At 68.0% G+C, this 15,037-nt stretch carries 11 protein-coding genes and 4 pseudogenes; 3 read left to right on the top strand and 12 right to left on the bottom strand.

Features of this window, described 5'->3' with window-relative positions:
* Window positions 1-157, top strand: a pseudogene (locus IEZ04_RS33500) (chorismate synthase); the annotation flags it as partial.
* Complete coding sequence (locus IEZ04_RS33495; RefSeq protein ID WP_189220757.1) at window positions 154-666, top strand: shikimate kinase; 513 nt, start codon at window positions 154-156, stop codon at window positions 664-666. The pseudogene IEZ04_RS33500 and the gene IEZ04_RS33495, both read left to right, overlap by 4 nt.
* Before the next feature lie 512 nt (window positions 667-1,178).
* Here the strand turns inward: IEZ04_RS33495 and IEZ04_RS33490 are convergent.
* Complete coding sequence (locus IEZ04_RS33490) at window positions 1,179-2,069, bottom strand: helix-turn-helix domain-containing protein (protein ID WP_189220756.1); 891 nt, start codon at window positions 2,067-2,069, stop codon at window positions 1,179-1,181.
* 104 nt (window positions 2,070-2,173) lie between these two features.
* Between IEZ04_RS33490 and IEZ04_RS33485 the strand changes: the two genes are divergently transcribed.
* Window positions 2,174-3,730, top strand: a complete 1,557-nt coding sequence (locus IEZ04_RS33485; protein ID WP_229821467.1) for an MFS transporter — start codon at window positions 2,174-2,176, stop codon at window positions 3,728-3,730.
* Between the two features lie 504 nt (window positions 3,731-4,234).
* On the opposite strand, the gene IEZ04_RS33480 is transcribed toward IEZ04_RS33485, so the two are convergent.
* The 11 genes and pseudogenes from IEZ04_RS33480 to IEZ04_RS33430 all read right to left on the bottom strand — a co-directional run bounded on the left by IEZ04_RS33480 (window position 4,235) and on the right by IEZ04_RS33430 (window position 14,914).
* The gene (locus IEZ04_RS33480; protein ID WP_373296399.1) at window positions 4,235-5,164 is read right to left on the bottom strand and encodes an adenosylhomocysteinase; all 930 of its coding nucleotides are present in this window, start codon (window positions 5,162-5,164) and stop codon (window positions 4,235-4,237) included.
* Window positions 5,165-5,218: 54 nt separating this feature from the next.
* Window positions 5,219-5,407 (bottom strand): MafI family immunity protein, encoded by a 189-nt coding sequence (locus IEZ04_RS36140; protein ID WP_189220755.1) that lies wholly within the window; start codon window positions 5,405-5,407, stop codon window positions 5,219-5,221.
* Between the two features lie 78 nt (window positions 5,408-5,485).
* A complete protein-coding gene (gene metF, locus IEZ04_RS33470) occupies window positions 5,486-6,343 on the bottom strand; it encodes a methylenetetrahydrofolate reductase [NAD(P)H] (RefSeq protein WP_189220754.1) in 858 nt (285 codons plus the stop codon).
* Window positions 6,340-6,537, bottom strand: a pseudogene (locus tag IEZ04_RS33465) (vitamin B12 dependent-methionine synthase activation domain-containing protein); the annotation flags it as partial. The gene metF and the pseudogene IEZ04_RS33465, both read right to left, overlap by 4 nt.
* Before the next feature lie 23 nt (window positions 6,538-6,560).
* The gene (locus IEZ04_RS33460; RefSeq protein ID WP_189220753.1) at window positions 6,561-7,544 is read right to left on the bottom strand and encodes a carbohydrate kinase family protein; all 984 of its coding nucleotides are present in this window, start codon (window positions 7,542-7,544) and stop codon (window positions 6,561-6,563) included.
* A gap of 127 nt (window positions 7,545-7,671) precedes the next feature.
* Window positions 7,672-8,292 (bottom strand): annotated as a pseudogene (locus tag IEZ04_RS36300) (IS6 family transposase); the annotation flags it as partial.
* Window positions 8,293-8,373: 81 nt separating this feature from the next.
* Window positions 8,374-9,090 carry a methyltransferase gene (locus IEZ04_RS33450; RefSeq protein WP_189220752.1) on the bottom strand — a complete coding sequence of 239 codons (717 nt, stop codon included), beginning with the start codon at window positions 9,088-9,090 and terminating at the stop codon, window positions 8,374-8,376.
* Between the two features lie 121 nt (window positions 9,091-9,211).
* On the bottom strand, window positions 9,212-12,697 hold the full coding sequence (car, locus tag IEZ04_RS33445; protein WP_308429853.1) for a carboxylic acid reductase: 3,486 nt from the start codon (window positions 12,695-12,697) through the stop codon (window positions 9,212-9,214).
* Window positions 12,698-13,120: 423 nt separating this feature from the next.
* Window positions 13,121-13,288, bottom strand: coding sequence for a hypothetical protein (locus IEZ04_RS35880; protein ID WP_308429852.1), 168 nt, complete (start codon window positions 13,286-13,288; stop codon window positions 13,121-13,123).
* Window positions 13,285-13,825: pseudogene (locus tag IEZ04_RS33435) on the bottom strand (RNA polymerase sigma factor). The gene IEZ04_RS35880 and the pseudogene IEZ04_RS33435 overlap by 4 nt, the downstream one beginning before the upstream one ends.
* Window positions 13,826-14,080: 255 nt before the next feature.
* Window positions 14,081-14,914 carry an alpha/beta fold hydrolase gene (locus tag IEZ04_RS33430; RefSeq protein ID WP_189220751.1) on the bottom strand — a complete coding sequence of 278 codons (834 nt, stop codon included), beginning with the start codon at window positions 14,912-14,914 and terminating at the stop codon, window positions 14,081-14,083.
* Between the last annotated feature and the right edge of the window lie 123 nt (window positions 14,915-15,037).

The following is a 15,037-nucleotide window of genomic DNA, read 5'->3' as shown; positions in this document are numbered from 1 at the left end:
CTCCGACGTGTGCGCCGTGCCGGCGGCCGGCATCGTCGCCGAGGCCATGGTGGCACTGGTCCTCGCGGACGCGGTCGCGGAGAAGTTCGGCGGCGACGGCGTCACCGAGACCCGCCGCAATGTGATGTCCTACCTCGCGAACCTGCCCGTCCGGTGACCCCGCTGATCGTGCTGGTCGGCCCGATGGGCGTGGGTAAGTCCACCGTCGGGCAGCTGCTGGCCGAGCGGCTGGGTGTCGGCTACCGGGACACCGACGACGACATCGTCGCCGCGCAGGGCCGCAGCATCGCCGAGATCTTCGTGGACGAGGGCGAGTCCGCCTTCCGCGCGATCGAGAAACAGGCGGTGCGCACCGCGCTCGCCGAGCACAAGGGCGTCCTGGCCCTGGGCGGCGGCGCCGTCCTCGACGCCGACACCCGGGCGCTGCTCGCCGGGGAGCGGGTCGTCTACCTGTCGATGGGCGTCGAGGAGGCGGTCAAGCGCACCGGCCGCAACGTCGCCCGCCCCCTGCTCGCGGTCAATCCGCGCAAGCAGTGGCGCAGGCTGATGGAGGCCCGGCGCCATCTGTACGAGGAGGTCGCGACGGCCGTCGTGGCCACGGACGGACGCACGCCGGAAGAGGTCACCCGCTCCGCCCTGGACGCATTGGAGATGAAGCAAGCATGAGCAGCGAGGCAGTGACACGTATTCCCATGGGCGGCACCGCGGGCACCGAACCCGTACGAAGTCCTGTGGGTCCGTCAGCTCCATAGTGAGTCTCACGGGTTGACCGGAATCAAGGGCAGGCAGGTCGCGATCATCCCGGGCCGGTCAGCCAACGTGACACCGCCCTGGTGAGGTACTGCGACGACTTCGCGGTTCCGCCGCCGACCGGACAACGGGCCGAGCGGGTACAGCAGGTGGTGATAAGCCCGCTGGAACGGCTCGGGATGCGACTGCGCCGAGTGGCCGTCTCCCCCAGCCGGAAGCACAGACTTCCGGGCCGGAACGGGCGACCTGGTTCGCCTATGGGTGGATCACCAGGCTCGGTGTTCACCGCCTTACCGGAAACGTGCGCGGGGCGGCGGCGCATGCCAGTCGGTGAACGAGGGCGGAAAGCCGTGTGCGGGAGAACCGCACGAACGGTATGAAGCGGCGGGGGCTGGAAACGGCGGCAGGGGCAGTCCGGGGCGAGGCCATCAGAGTGCTGCCGAGGGGGGAGCGGCCTCGGGGAAGTGCTGACCAGCGGCCTGGCTCGACAGCAGGCGCAGCGCGTCGGCGGAGGAGTCGTCGTTGGCGGTGTAGATCTCCAACCGGTGGTCGGGGCTGTCGGGTTGCAGCCACACCTGGTAGTCGACGTTGAGCCTGCCGACGGTCGGGTGTTGCAGATGCATGGTGCCCACAGTGCATTCGGCGACATCGCCGGTGGCCCACAGTTTGGCGAAGTCATCGCTGCGCATGACGAGTTCACCTATGAGTTCGGCCAGGCGGCGATCGTTGGGATACCGGCCTGCGGTGAACCGCAGGAAGGCCACATGGATGCGGGCGAGATCGTCCCAGTTCTCGTGCAGGGCACGGGTATGGGAGTCGAGGAAGAACATCCGTGGGATGGACGGCCTTTGCGCGGAGTCCTGTGGCGCGTTGAAGTCGACGTGTTCCGCGATGAGGGCGTGTCCGGTGCGGTTCCACGCCAGTACGTCACCCCGACGGCCGAGGACGATGGCCGGCGTGACCTGGCCCAGTGACGCCAGAAGCGCGAGTACCCGCGGATGCAGCCGTTCCCGCTGATGGCGGACCATGCGCGGTGCCGCCGCCCGCCGAAGCGCGAGGTTGTGCAGATGGGTGGTCTCCGCAGGATCGAGCTTGAGAATGCGGGCGAGCGCGTTGAGGACCTGTGGGGAGGCGGTTCCGGCCTGGTCCTGCTCCAACCGGGTGTAGTAGCCGACACTCACCCCGGCGAGTTGGGCCAGCTCCTCGCGTCGGAGACCGGGCACGCGGCGGGCGGTGCTGAAGGTGCGGAGTCCGATGTGAGCCGGTGTGACCCGAGCGCGGCGGGTCTTGAGGAACGTCCCGAGGCTCTCCACTTCCATGGCTTCGACTATAGGACAGGCACGACGAGGTCAGGGTATCCCTGTGGGGTGTACCCATGGCGTGGGGCTGGTTGCCCGTCCGGGGGAGTCCCATGCTCGAGCGCATGAATGAAACTGCTGACATCCCCAAACCCGGTCTGCGGGCATGGCTGGGCCTGGTGGTGATTCTCGGCCCGGTTCTGTTGGTCGCGATGGACGGCTCGGTGCTGTTCCTGGCCATGCCGAAGGTCACGGAAGCCCTCTCACCGACCGCCGACCAGGCGCTGTGGACGCTGGACATCTACGGATTCGTCGTGGGCTCCCTGCTCATCACCTTCGGCAACATCGGTGACCGGTACGGTCGGCTCAAGCTGCTGATGATCGGTGTGACGCTGTTCGGCTTCGGCTCGCTGGGAGCGGCGTTCGCGACGAGCCCGGAGATGCTCATCACCTTCCGGGGACTCATGGGCCTGGCCGGAGCGACGCTGCTGCCCTCGGCGCTCGCGGTGCTCAGCGAACTGTTCGTCGACCCGCGGCAGCGGGCTCAGGCGATCGGTATCTTCGCAGCCGCCTTCGCCGCCGGGTTCGCGATCGGGCCGGCCGTCGGTGGGCAGCTGCTGAGCCACTTCTGGTGGGGTTCGGTCTTCCTGGTCAACCTTCCGGTCCTCGTGTTGTTCCTGGCCCTGGCCCCGTTCCTGCTCCGCGAGGTGAAGGCCGGGCGGACGGGCCGTATCAACGTCCTGAGCGTCGTGCAGTCCGTGGTCGGCCTCATGTTGACCATCTACGCCATCAAGCACATGGCCGCGGAGGGGTTCTCGGCGACCCTCATGATCGTGGGGCTTGTCGGCGCGGTCATCCTGGCGTGGTTCATCCGGCGGCAACTCACGCTTGAGCACCCGCTGCTCGACTTCAGCCTGTTCCGGGACCGGGTCTTCACCATCGCGATCATCACCGGGCTCCTGCCGCTCGCTGCGTGGTCGGCGACCGCCTACCTGTCGGGTGTCTACCTCCAGTCCGTTCTGGGGATCTCCGTCCTGGGCGCCGCGCTCCTTTCCATCCCCGGGGCCCTGCTCCTCACCGTCACGTGCATCGTGACGCCCATGTTGGTCGCGCGCATCGGCAAGCGGTCGGCGCTCATCACCTGTCACGCCTTCATCGCCGCCGGGCTGCTCCTGCTGCTGCCCATCGCATCCTCCGGCGGGGTGGGCTGGTACATCGCGTCCACGGTTCTCGCCGGTGTCGGCTACGGCATCTCGTTCAGCCTCGTCGCCGAGACCGCCGTCGCCGCGGTGCCCTCCGAGCGGGCCGGCTCCGCTGCCGCGATCGCCGAGACCAGCAACGAGATCGGCAACGCTCTCGGCATCGCGCTCCTCGGCTCGCTGTCCGTCCTCATCTTCCGCCTTCAGGGTCCCGACCTCGCCGGTACCTTCGGCGAAACGCTCGACCTTCCCGGTCTCGCGCCTGCGGTGATCGACCAGGCGAAGGACGCCTTCGTCACCGGCCTCCGGGTCGTCGCCGTCGCCGCCAGCCTCCTCCACCTCGTCCTCGGCCTCCTCACCCTGCGCTGGGTTCCGAAGGTCCTGGATGACGAGAAGGAAGCCGGCCCGGATGACGAGGGCCCGAAGGAAGCTGTCGCAGAGGCCGTCGCTCCGGGCAGCAACGGGGTAGCCGGCGTTCGATAGGTCGGACCAGCTTCCCCAGGCGTCGAGGGGCGACGTCCTCCCCTCACCGAACGGTGCCGGACCCGGCCCGTCTCGCTACGAACGCCGAAACGGAAAACGCCGCCGAGCTCGTCCTGGCAGATGGGTGGGGGGATGGAGCGTGCCCCACTCCCCACCCATAGGACGTCCGGCGGCCTCGTGGTCCCGCCGGGAGACGGCCGGACGCGGGCGGCGAACGTTCGTGCCGACGGGCAAGTGCGGCCGTACCGGCTCCACTTGGCAGCCTGGTCCGTGACCGGCCGGCCGCCACCCGTCGGCCCACGCACGACACCCCTCGGCCTACGCGACGTCGGGAGGCGGCCGGGGCCTCGGCCGCCTCCCTGTGTGTCAGCCGAAACAGCAGTGCCGGGGAGCCGGCCTCCACATGGGCCATGGCTCCCCGGCACTGCTCACGACGGCAGAACCGGCCTCCCGCGCGCTCATTCCTCCTTGCCCGGCAGGATCGCGGAGAGCTTGTAGGTGACGTCATAGCCCTTCGGGTTCCGGGCGCACCCAGCGGACCTCGGCACCGAGCACCACCAGCGTCCGGATGAGGACGGCGATCCGCACGGCCATGTGCAGCGAACCGGTGATCCGTGCCCCGGCCAGCGGCCACGCGGCCGCGTACTCACGACGGACCGACATCGGACCGGGCATCTCGTGCTCGGCCAGTGTGATCTCCTTGCGGCCGGCGTGGTGGACGCCGTCGCGCTTGAGGCGGCAGCCGCGGAGGATCTTCGATGTCCTCATGCGGGTGAAGGTGTGCTCGACACGGGCGCGGGCCTCGCGGTGGGAGGCGTTGTGCTCTTCTTTCCAGGCTGGGAGTTCGCTTCGGCCGCGTTCGCGGCGGTGCGGGATGACCAGGCCCGTGCCCCGGTAGCCGCCGTCCGCGATGACCGTCGTGCGGCCGGCGGCGGTCATCGTGCCGGACAGCTTCCACGCCTTGCGGTCGTTGCGGTTGCCGGGCACTGGTCGGCCGACGGCCACGACGAAGCGGGTGTCGGCGTCGATGACGACCTGGTGGTTGGTCGAGTACCGGTAGTTCTCGGACTTCTCGGCGACCTCGTGGTCGCGGGTGGGGACGCGGGTGCCGTCCACGATCGGCACAGTGCCCTGGCGGAACCGCTTGCGGGGGTGCAGTGCGAATGATGGCCCGAGGTGATCGATACTTTGGCCGGCCGCTGATCCGGATACGCCGAACAGCAGGACGAGCTGTCGCAGGGTCAGGTCGGTGCGCCAGTAGGCGGCCACCAGCAGAACCCGATCCTCCAGCGGCAGGCTCCACGGCCGAACTTCGCGGACCGGGTCGGCTCCCTCGCGCCGCAGCGCGGTGACCAGCTCGGCGAACTGCTGCGCGCTCAGTCCGGAGAGGAGACGTGTCCAGGACGGCTCCGATGCCGTGACTACACCAACCACGACGGAGATCACTTCCCGTCCCGGGGTTGACCCGGGATTGACGAGCTGCGGAGGTCAGTCGATGAGGAGCTCATCAAGGCGCTGAACGGAACGCGGAGTACCCATCTCATCGGCCGGGGCCACCAGGCCGGCGTGGGAGTGCCGCGTGATCGGCAGAGCGTCCTCGTGGATCCACGAGCACGCGGTGTCGAACGCCGACCCCTCCTCTCCATGTGAGAGCAGGTCGCGCACGTCCGTGATCACCGCCTCAGCAGTGAGGGGCTGTCGACTTCCCTGACCAGATACGGGACAGCCCTTGAGGAGAGGTCGGCGACCTTGAGATCAGTCGGCACTGCGGCTCCTTGGGGTCTGGATGTTGCGGTGGATGTCGAGAGCGGCGGCGGCACGGTTCAGGGTGATGCAGTGCAGACCCGGCGCACCCTCGCGGAGGAGGTGTTCCGCCATGGCGGTGGCGTGTGCGACTCCGACCCGGTGTCCCTCCGCCGGGTCGTCACGGGCCGCTTCGAGGCGGCGGACGAGGTCGAGGGGAATCGTGGCACCCGACAGCTCGGCGAAGCGGGCGATCTGACGTATGTCCGTCGCGGGCATGATCTCCGGGATGATCGGAATGTCGCAGCCCGCGGCGGAGACCCGGTCGCGGAGCCGGAGGTAGTCCTCGACCCGGAAGAACATCTGGGTGATCGCATAGTCGGCCCCCGCCCGACATTTCGCGACGAAGTATCTGATGTCCTGCTCCCAATCCGGTGAACGCGGGTGCATTTCGGGGAACGCCGCCACGCCGATCGTGAAGTCACTCAAGGAACGCACGAGTTCGACGAGTTCCCGCGCGTACGTGAAGCCCTGAGGATGCGGCGTCCAACTCCCCCGTGGGTCACCGGGCGGATCGCCGCGCAGCACCAGGACGTCCCGTATACCCGCGTCCGCGTACGTCCCGAGGATGTGGCGCAACTCGGCGACCGAGTGGCCGATCGCGGTGAGGTGGGCCACGGGACGCAGTGCCGTCTCGCTCGCGATGCGCCGGGCGATGTCGACCGTACGGTCGCGGGAGGACCCTCCCGCTCCGTACGTGACGGAGACGAAGGAAGGATTCAGGGCCTCCACCCGGCGGATGGTGTGCCAGAGGATCCCTTCGCCCGCAGGGGTCCGGGGCGGGAAGATCTCGAAGGAGAAGGGCGTCATGAGACTCTGCCTGCGTCGAAGTACTTGGCATCGGGGTGGTGGATCACAGTGGCATCGGTGAACTGTTCGGGGTGGAGCTGGAACTGCTGCGACAGGTGAATGCCGATCCGTTCCGGCCGCAGCAGGTCCGCGGTCTTCGCCCGAGCCTCAAGGTCGGGGCAGGCCCCATGGCCAAGGGGGAAATGAGCCTCGCGCAGTGCGGAGGAACGAGTTGCGGTCATCCCGTAGCCACCCCCCTCTCCGTGATCTCCCGTGCCGCTTCCGGTCCGTACGCGTCCGCGATCCGGGCCGAGAACGCGGCGGGCACCAGCTTGTACTCCTGGGTCCCGACCGTTTCCAGGACAGTGGTCGCCAAGGCGCAGCCCACCTGTGCCGACCGTTCCGCGGACAGGCCGCACCCCAGGCCGGCCAGGTAGCCGGCACGGAAGGCGTCGCCGCCGCCCGTCGGATCGGCCACATGGTCCGTTCGTACCGCGGGGACGGTGTGGGCCGCGGTGCCGGAGGCCATGACGGACACGCCGGAGGCGCCACGGGTGACGACCCACGTGCCGACGCGGTCCAGTACCTGCCGCTCCGTCCAGCCCGTACGCTCCTGCAGCAGCGCGGCCTCGTACTCGTTGGTGAACAGCAGCATCGCCCCGTCTACGAGTTGGCGTGCCTCCTCCGCACCGATCCGGGCAAGCTGCTGTGAGGGATCCGTTGCCCGGGCGATGCCCAGCCGTCGGCTCTCGACGGTGTGCCGCACCATGGCTTCGGGATCGTCGGGGGACACGACCACGAGGTCGAGCCCGCCGACACGCGCCACGACCTGTGACAGGGAGATCTCCCGGGCCTCGGCCATCGCTCCCGCGTAGAAGACGGCTATCTGGTTCTGATCGACGTCCGTCGTGCACATGAACCGCGCGGTGTGGCGTGTCCGGCTGACCTTCACCGAACGGGTGTCGACCCCGTGGTCGCGGAGCCATGCGCCGTACTCGGCGAAGTCGGTTCCCGCCGCGCCCACCAGTACCGGGGAAAGGCCGAGGACGCCCAGTCCGAAGGAGATGTTCGCCGCGACTCCTCCCCTGCGCACCTCAAGGTCGTCGACGAGGAAGGACAGGGACAGGGTGTCCAGACGCTCGGGGAGAAGCTGTTCGGTGAAGCGTCCGGGGAAGACGGTGAGATGGTCGGTCGCGATCGATCCGCTCACGGCGATTCGCATGGACAGCGCTCCTTGGTCCTGAGGCGGGGTGGGCGATGGAACGGCCGAGGGCATCGCCGACTTGTCGGCGTGCGCTTGCGCGAGGGTGTGCCGAAGTGTGCTGGGCCCGGTGTCCGCCTCTGGTTCCAGCCTCGGTGGGCATGGCGGTAGTGCCGGTGCATCCCGTTCCAGGTGCCGAAGCGGCGGCGCATCTCGGTGCGGTGACCGGGGGCGGTCACCCGGTGGCGGCGGGGCCGGGAGTGCGGTGAGATTCGGCTCCACGCGGACAGGATTGATCGACCGAGGACGTCGACTCTCTGTGGGCGACACCGCAGGATCGGAGCTCGTCGGTGACGAGCGCCCTGGGTTCTCTGCTGCTTCTTCATCAGCACGGCCATGCACCGCTTCGCGGCCTCCGCCGCCCGCTTGGACTGCAGCGGGGTGCCGAGGACGGTGCCGTCCTGGTCCACGGCCCGCCACAGGCAGTGCCGCACCCTGCCGATCTTCACGAACACCTCGTCCAGGTGCCACTTGCCGCCGGCCCGGGGCCGGTGGCGGCGCAGGGCGGCCGCATACCGGGGGCCGAACCGCTCGCACCACCCGCGGGGTCGCCGCACGGGAGACGGTGATCCCGCGGACCAGGAGCGGCTCCTCGACTTCGCGGAAGGAGAGCGGGAAGCGGTGGCACAGCCACACCCCGTGAGACGACCTCCGCCGGGGACCGGAACCCCTTGTACGACGGCCCGTCCCCGGCACCCTTTGCTGCCAGCCCCTCCGGAGCGATCAGCTAACCCGGCGACCGTCCCAGCCCGGAGACCGTTCGCTCAACTTGACAGTGCCCTCCGCGCGCTCACTCCTGCGTGCCCGGCAGGATCTCGAAGAGCTTGTAGGTGACGTCATAGCCCTTCAGGTTCCGGGCCGAGCTGTCCAACAGGTTCAGCGTCACGCCGGAATCAGCGGCGACCGCGGTGACACGGTCAACGTCGCCCAAGGTGTTGAAGGTGACCAGGGCACGCCCGCCCGGCAACAGCCGGTCGTGCACCTGGGAGAGATACCGGCCGAGTGCCTCGTAGCCCCGGTCGAAGATCGCCCACTCGACATCTCTGGTGAACTCGAACTCCGACGGCGCCTCGAAGACGCTGCAGTTCCAGAAGACCATGTCGAACCGGTCCTCGGCATCCAACTCCGCGAAGACATCGCTTCGCAACGTCCTGACCTGGTCCGCCACGCCGTGCAGCTCGGCGTTCCTGCTGGTGCTGCCCACGGCGGCCTCGGTGATGTCGGTCGCGGTGACATGCGAACAGCCGCCATGCAGTGCCGCCCAGATGGCGGTGACGCCCGCTCCGCTGCCGATCTCCAGGAAACGGCCGCCCTTGGGATACGGGATGACGGTGGTGTACCACTCGGTGCCGGTGCCCCGGTGCGGGGCGTAGGTGCCCGGAAGCACCTCCCATTCCATGTCGAGGAGCTCGAAGGTGGTGGGTACGGCCTCACCGCTGCCCAACTGCTCGACGAGGTCCATCCCCAGACGGTAGCGGTCCTCCGACGTTCTGGATTCCTGGTTCATGATGCCCCTTTGCCAGGTGTGGTGGTGGTGATCGGATGGTCCTCAGCGGCTTCGGGTGTCCTCTGGAGCTGGCGGTCCTGTCTGGGCCGCGCGCGAGATCGGCCCGATCCGCCGGGCACCGCTAGACGGAGAGGAACGGTCGCAGATCGGCCGCGTACTTCCTGATGAGCTCCGCGGAGACGTGCGGAACGTCCCCGGCCGGCCCGACTCCCGCGTCTCGAACGGCGGCACGGAACCGGGCGGAGGGAATCGCGGACCCCTGGACGATTTCCTCGGGCTGCGCGTATCCGTGGAGGAGGGGCAGCAGGGAGTGCTGTCTCTGCTTCTCCGGCAGGGCCCGCAGGGCCGCCTCGAACCGGGAGAACCAGCCGTCGTAGTCGGCCACGCGTCTGATCGGGTGGCCCGCTTCGTTCAGCCAGTCGACGAAGGTGTCGAGCGATACCCCGTCGTCGTGCGGGTTCACCAGACTGAAGGTTTCGTACGTGGTTTCGGCACGCGCACTCAGCGCGACGACGGCCGCGGCGGTGAAGTCCACGGGAAGGCCGTCGTAGTGCGCCCGTCGGGGCTCGCCCGCATCGACGGTCCGGTAGAAGGAGTGTGGCGCGATCCCGGTGGAGATGAGGCTGAACAAAAGCCTGGTGAAGGCGTCCGGGACGTTGAGCTGTCCCTGGTAACGGCTGTGCGCGAGGATCATGTTCGACCGGAACGTGGTGACCGGAAGACCGCACCGTTCGTGCGCCTCCCGGAGCAGGACCTCGCCGGCCCACTTGCTCGTCGCGTACCCGCTGGCGTAACCCTCCGCGACGCGTTGCACCGGGATGGCCGATCGCACGTCGGAGTCCTCGTCCAGGGCCGGCTGACCGTCCCGGGAGGTGGCGACGGCCACGCTGGAGATGTAGGTGAACGGCTTGATCCGGTCCGTGAGAGCCAGACGTATGAGTTCTGCGGTTCCGACGACATTCGCGTCGAACAGATGGTTGTACGGAAGCACGTGGTTGACGAGTGCGCCGGCGTGGACGATCACGTCCACTTCTTCCGACAGCCGCTGCCAGGTCCGGTCGTCCAGCCCCAGCTGAGGTTCCGCCATGTCGCCCGCCACGACCTCCAGATGAGCAGCGGCCAGCTCCTGGAACTTCCGGGCCAGCTCCTCGTCGCCCTGGGAGAGCGCCTCGCCGAGCCGTTCCCTGGCTGCGGCCGCGTTGTTCCCGCGCACCACACAGACCAGCTTTCCCCCCGTTCCCGACAGCCGCTCCAACCACGTGAGGCACAGGAAACGGCCGAGGTAACCGCTCGCCCCCGTGAGCAGCACGGTCCTTGGTACTTCCGCCAGGCGCGGAAGGGACCATGCCTCCGCGACGGTGCGTGCGTCGATGAACTTCTCCAGGGTGAGATCCTTGGCGTGGACCTCGGGGCTCTCGTCCCCGTGAACCGACTCGTAGGTCACCTGCCGAGGCCCTGCCGCGCGTTTGGCCTCGATGTGGTCGGCCAGTTGACGCAGGTCGGTAGCCGGGCTGATGACCATGTCCACCGGGACCCGGACCTCGAAGGTGTCGTGGAGGAGGTTGGAGAAGGACACCGCGCTCAGGGAGTCGCCGCCGAGGTCCCGGAAGTGCGCGCTGGGGCTCACCTCCGCCATCGCACCGCCGAGCAACGCCCGGGCGGCCCGCTGCACTGTCTCGAGAACGGGTCGGCTCTTCCCCATGCGGCGCACCGCGCTCAGTTCGTCCGCCTCTTGTGCGGCGATACTGGAGTACAGCCGTTCGAGGCTTTCGCGGTACCGCTGAACCAGCTGGGGCCATCGGAGCTTCCTGTGGTCGGACAGCAGCCCGTTCGCCTGACTGAACGGCTCGGTCTCGATCAGGAAGCCGCGAGGAATTTCGTAGGAATTCAGTCCCTGTTCCTGGGCGATCTGCTGGAAGGAATCGCGGAGCCGATTCTTGAACTCCTCCTCACCGCCTGACTGGTCGAGGGGAGCAGAGGGGACGACGACGGCGAGCAGGTAGGAGCGCTCACCATTCCCGTACACGAATATCTGCCGGACCAGAGGACTCACCGAGAACACGGATTCCAGGTGCGAGGTCGCCACGAACTCGCCTTGCGAGAGCTTCAGAACGCTCTTTCGGCGGTCCACGACGGAATGTCGGCCGGGAGCGAACTCGGCAACGATGTCGCCCGTCCTGTAGTAGCCGTCATCGTCCAGGATCTCGGCGCTCAACTCCGGCTGCTTGTAGTACCCGGGGATGATGGCCTCGGTCTTCAGTAGAAGCTCCCCTCGCGGGTATGGGGAGTCAGTCACGAAGTAACCCAACTCGGGCACGTCGACGAGTTTGTAGTCGATCACCGGCGGGCGTATCAGCTCGCCGTTGACCGAGATCGCGGCGGCCTCCGTTGAGCCGTAGATGATGTTCAGCTCGAAACCCAGGAGGGACTCGACGAACGTGCGCAGTTCGTCGGACAGCGGAGCAGATCCGCAACTGGCCCACGCAATGCGGCCACCGAGGATGCTTTCCCGCATGTGTGCCTTGACTTCCGACTCGGTCGTGTCCCGGTCGGCGTCGCCGTCCATGCGCGGGCCAAGCTCGCTCTGGTATCTCTGGAAAAGCATTTCGCACACGCGCGGCACGAGGGATATCTCGGTGGGACGGGCCAGTGCGATGTCTTCGAAGAAGGTGGACAGATCGCTGGCCGCCGTGAAATACGTGATCCCGCCACGCGCCAGAGTGTTCTTCAGCGACGAGTGCCCGGCCACGTGACTCATCGGCATGTAGTGGAAGGTGACCGCATGGTCGTCCGAGAACAGCTTCGCCCAGGCGCCGCCCCACATGGCGCTGGCCAGCCGCTCGGTGTACATGGCGCCCTTGGGCGTACCGGTGCTCCCCGAGGTGTAGATGAGGAGGGCGAGTGGATCATCACCCTCCGCGGGCGTGAACAGCGGCGCCTCGGGCAGCGACGATCCCCGGGCGACGAGGTCCGGCAACGCGTCGAGGGTCGCGGCGTGGCCGAGCGACGCCAGACGCTCACGGGCGGACGCGAACGCCTCGGTCTCCTCAACCAGTTCCGGGTGGTAGTCGAAGACCACCACCCGCCGGACCGATGGGCTTTTCAACGTCAGCTCGACCGCGGTGTCGAGGCGTTCGAGGCTGGTGGCCACCATGGCGGGATCGGTCTCGTCGATGATGGTGGCGAGCTGCGATACCGGAGAGCTGGTCTGAAGCGGAACACTGACCGCGCCAAGATGAACACAGGCCAGGTCGACCACTGAGTAATCAACGCTTGAGAACCCAAGAAAGGCAACCCGCTCACCTGCTCTCAGCGGCTGGTTCGGATGATGATGCCACTCAGCTGCCACCGACCGGACACGGCCCCACAGTTCGCTGAACGTGATCAGTTCGTATCGCGGTAACAAGCTGATGGAAAGCCGCCCGGTGTCGGGGTCCCGGGTGAACTCCTTCGCGCGTTCACCAACGGCAGGCCGGTCTGCGTACTGCTCCATTATCTCTGCCATCAATTGCGCAAGTCGCATTTCGGTTCTCCCCATCGCATGACTATTGAGCTCGCTACCGAGATACGCATGAATGGTGCTCATCTGCGCGTGAAACGCAGTTATCCGTGCTCTTCTGCCCCCACCCCGACCGCCTCCCGATCTAACCAGGGACGAGCGGGCTCGCTAAGGAATGGGGTCAGGATCTGTCAAGTCAGTTCGGTTTCGCCGTCGTGCGTCTGCGCGAGCAGGACCAGGGTCGGGACCAGGGCTTCGGCGCAGTCGACTGATGCCCGGTTTCCGACGTCTCGTCTGTTGGGCGGAGGCCGATATGGAGCAGGCACGGACGTCCGTGATCATGGAGTTCTCTACGCCTGTGACCTTGGACTGCCCGTGCCTGCCGCTGCATCGTCTCTGACCTCGCGCTTTCATGAAGCGGGCTGTCCGGCGGGCGGTCACACAAACAGAAAGTGCCTCTGACCAGCAAGAATAGGATTGTCCAGGTCCTTGTTTCCGCTGAATCCAGAGGCACTTTCCAGGTGAAGAAGCCTACCGGCTCCCGGCTCCTCTCCCCACGTCCGCGTCCAGGGGGACGGCCGGGCCGTGGTCTCGCAGGCCGGTTCGGGCTTCCAGGGCCCACACCTCGTCAGCCGCGATCCCCGTGTCGCCGCGTACGTAACGGCCGATCAGCCGCTCGGACACGTGTTCCGCGCTCATGACAGAGCCTCCCGCATCGCGATCCGCGCACGCCCGGCGCGTGTCCTGACGGTGCCTCGGGCACCCTGAGCAGGGCCGCGGTCTCCCGGACGGACAGTCCGTCGAGCACCATGGCCTGCGATACGTCCCGCAACTCCGGAGCGGGCCGGTTCAAGGCGTCCCCGACGTCGCCGCCGGCCGTCGCCGCGAGCACCTCCTCCTCGGCCGCCGGCACAACGGCTGCGGCGGTCATCGCGGCGGGCGGCCGGGCGTAGTGCGCCCGTCCGCGGAAGGCATCGACCGGACGGCGCGCGCGGCGATGGTCCACAACCAGCCCACGGCCGTCCCTCCGACCGCCGCCCCCGCGAACGCGCCTGCGGCACGCCACAGCGCCGGGTACGTCTCCTGCACGACCTCGGCGACGATCTGCCCGTCGGCGCAGCGGCGACGCAACCGCGCCGCCGGCCACGGTGACGTACGCCGCTACAGCTCCTCGAACGCCGCGCGGTCTCCCTCGGCGACGAGCCGCATGAGGCGCTCCTCGTCCACACCGCCCATGGCGGCTGCCGTCCTCTGTCTTGAGCTCACACCGTCCAGACACCGTCCCGTCCGCACGGTTTTTCCTCAGGGGTCTTCTGCGTCACACGCTGAACCGCCCACTGCGGAAGGCTTTGGTACGTCTCCTTCCACGGCCTCCACGGCCTCCACGGCCTCCACGGGTCTCCGGCGACGACGACGGCACCCCGCCACCGCGGGAACGGTGACGGGGCGCGTGTGGTTCATCGTCCGGCGAGCGGGGCCCGCCGTGGCCGGTCACTTGGCCAGGAAGGCGAGCAGGGCATCGGTGACCTCCTGGGCGTGGGTCCACAGCAGACCGTGCGGCGCTCCGTCGACGACGACGTACTCCGCCTGCGGCAACGCCTGATGGAAGAGGTCACCGGTGGCTTCGATGGGCAGGATGCGGTCGGCGGTGCCGTGCAGGATCAGCGCGGGTACGTCGATCTTGGCGATGTCGGCGCGGAAGTCGGTGGTCCAGGTCGCCACGCAGGCCAGGGAGGCATACCAGGAGGCGCCGGCGGCGACGTTCCAGCTGTTGCGGACGGCCTCCTCGCTGATGCGGGTGCCGAGGTTCTCGTCGAGGTTGTAGAAGTCCCGGTAGAACGAGGTGAAGTAGGCGTAGCGGTCGGCGGTGACGGCCTGCTCGATGCCCTCGAATACGGCGCCGTCGACACCCCCGGGGTTGTCGTCGGTCTTGAGCAGGTACGGCTCGAGGGAGGCGAGGAAGGCGGCCTTGGCGATGCGGGCGGAGCCGTAGGTGCCCAGGTAGCGGCCGACCTCGCCGGTGCCCATCGAGAAGCCGACGAGGACGGCGTCGTTCAGGTCCAGGGTTTCCAGAACGGTGTTGAGGTCGGCGGCGAAGGTGTCGTAGTCGTAGCCGGTGGTGGGCCGGGAGGAGCGGCCGAAGCCGCGGCGGTCGTAGGTGATGACGCGGTAGCCGGCCCTGAGCAGGGCGGCGGACTGCTTCTCCCAGGAGTGGCCGTCGAGCGGGTAGCCGTGGACGAGGACCACCGGCCGGCCGGTGCCGTGGTCCTCGTAGTACAGCTCGATGTCGGTGGTGTTCTCCTGGCCGACGGTGATGAACGGCATGGCGGTCTCTGCCTTTCGATGCGTGCTGCGTGAACGGGTGAGTCAGTAAGTCAGTAAGTCAGTAAGTGCAATGTGTCGGTGGCCGCGGACCGAGCACATGAGTGTCGTCTCGTCGCTGCCCGC

It is taken from the genome of Streptomyces ruber (assembly GCF_014648075.1).
In the GTDB taxonomy this organism is placed as follows: Bacteria; Actinomycetota; Actinomycetes; order Streptomycetales; family Streptomycetaceae; genus Streptomyces; species Streptomyces ruber.
The sequence above is the reverse complement of the archived record's forward strand: the minus strand, read 5'-3'. Positions and strand labels throughout refer to the sequence as shown.

Excerpts from the sequence above, each read along its gene's own strand:
- IEZ04_RS33490 (WP_189220756.1), bottom strand. The coding sequence starts at position 2,069 with ATGGAAGTGGAGAGCCTCGGGACGTTCCTCAAGACCCGCCGCGCTCGG.
- IEZ04_RS33485 (WP_229821467.1), top strand. The coding sequence starts at position 2,174 with ATGAATGAAACTGCTGACATCCCCAAACCCGGTCTGCGGGCATGGCTG.
- metF (WP_189220754.1), bottom strand. The coding sequence starts at position 6,343 with ATGACGCCCTTCTCCTTCGAGATCTTCCCGCCCCGGACCCCTGCGGGC.
- IEZ04_RS33460 (WP_189220753.1), bottom strand. The coding sequence starts at position 7,544 with ATGCGAATCGCCGTGAGCGGATCGATCGCGACCGACCATCTCACCGTC.
- IEZ04_RS33450 (WP_189220752.1), bottom strand. The coding sequence starts at position 9,090 with ATGAACCAGGAATCCAGAACGTCGGAGGACCGCTACCGTCTGGGGATG.
- IEZ04_RS35880 (WP_308429852.1), bottom strand. The coding sequence starts at position 13,288 with ATGAGCGCGGAACACGTGTCCGAGCGGCTGATCGGCCGTTACGTACGC.
- IEZ04_RS33430 (WP_189220751.1), bottom strand. The coding sequence starts at position 14,914 with ATGCCGTTCATCACCGTCGGCCAGGAGAACACCACCGACATCGAGCTG.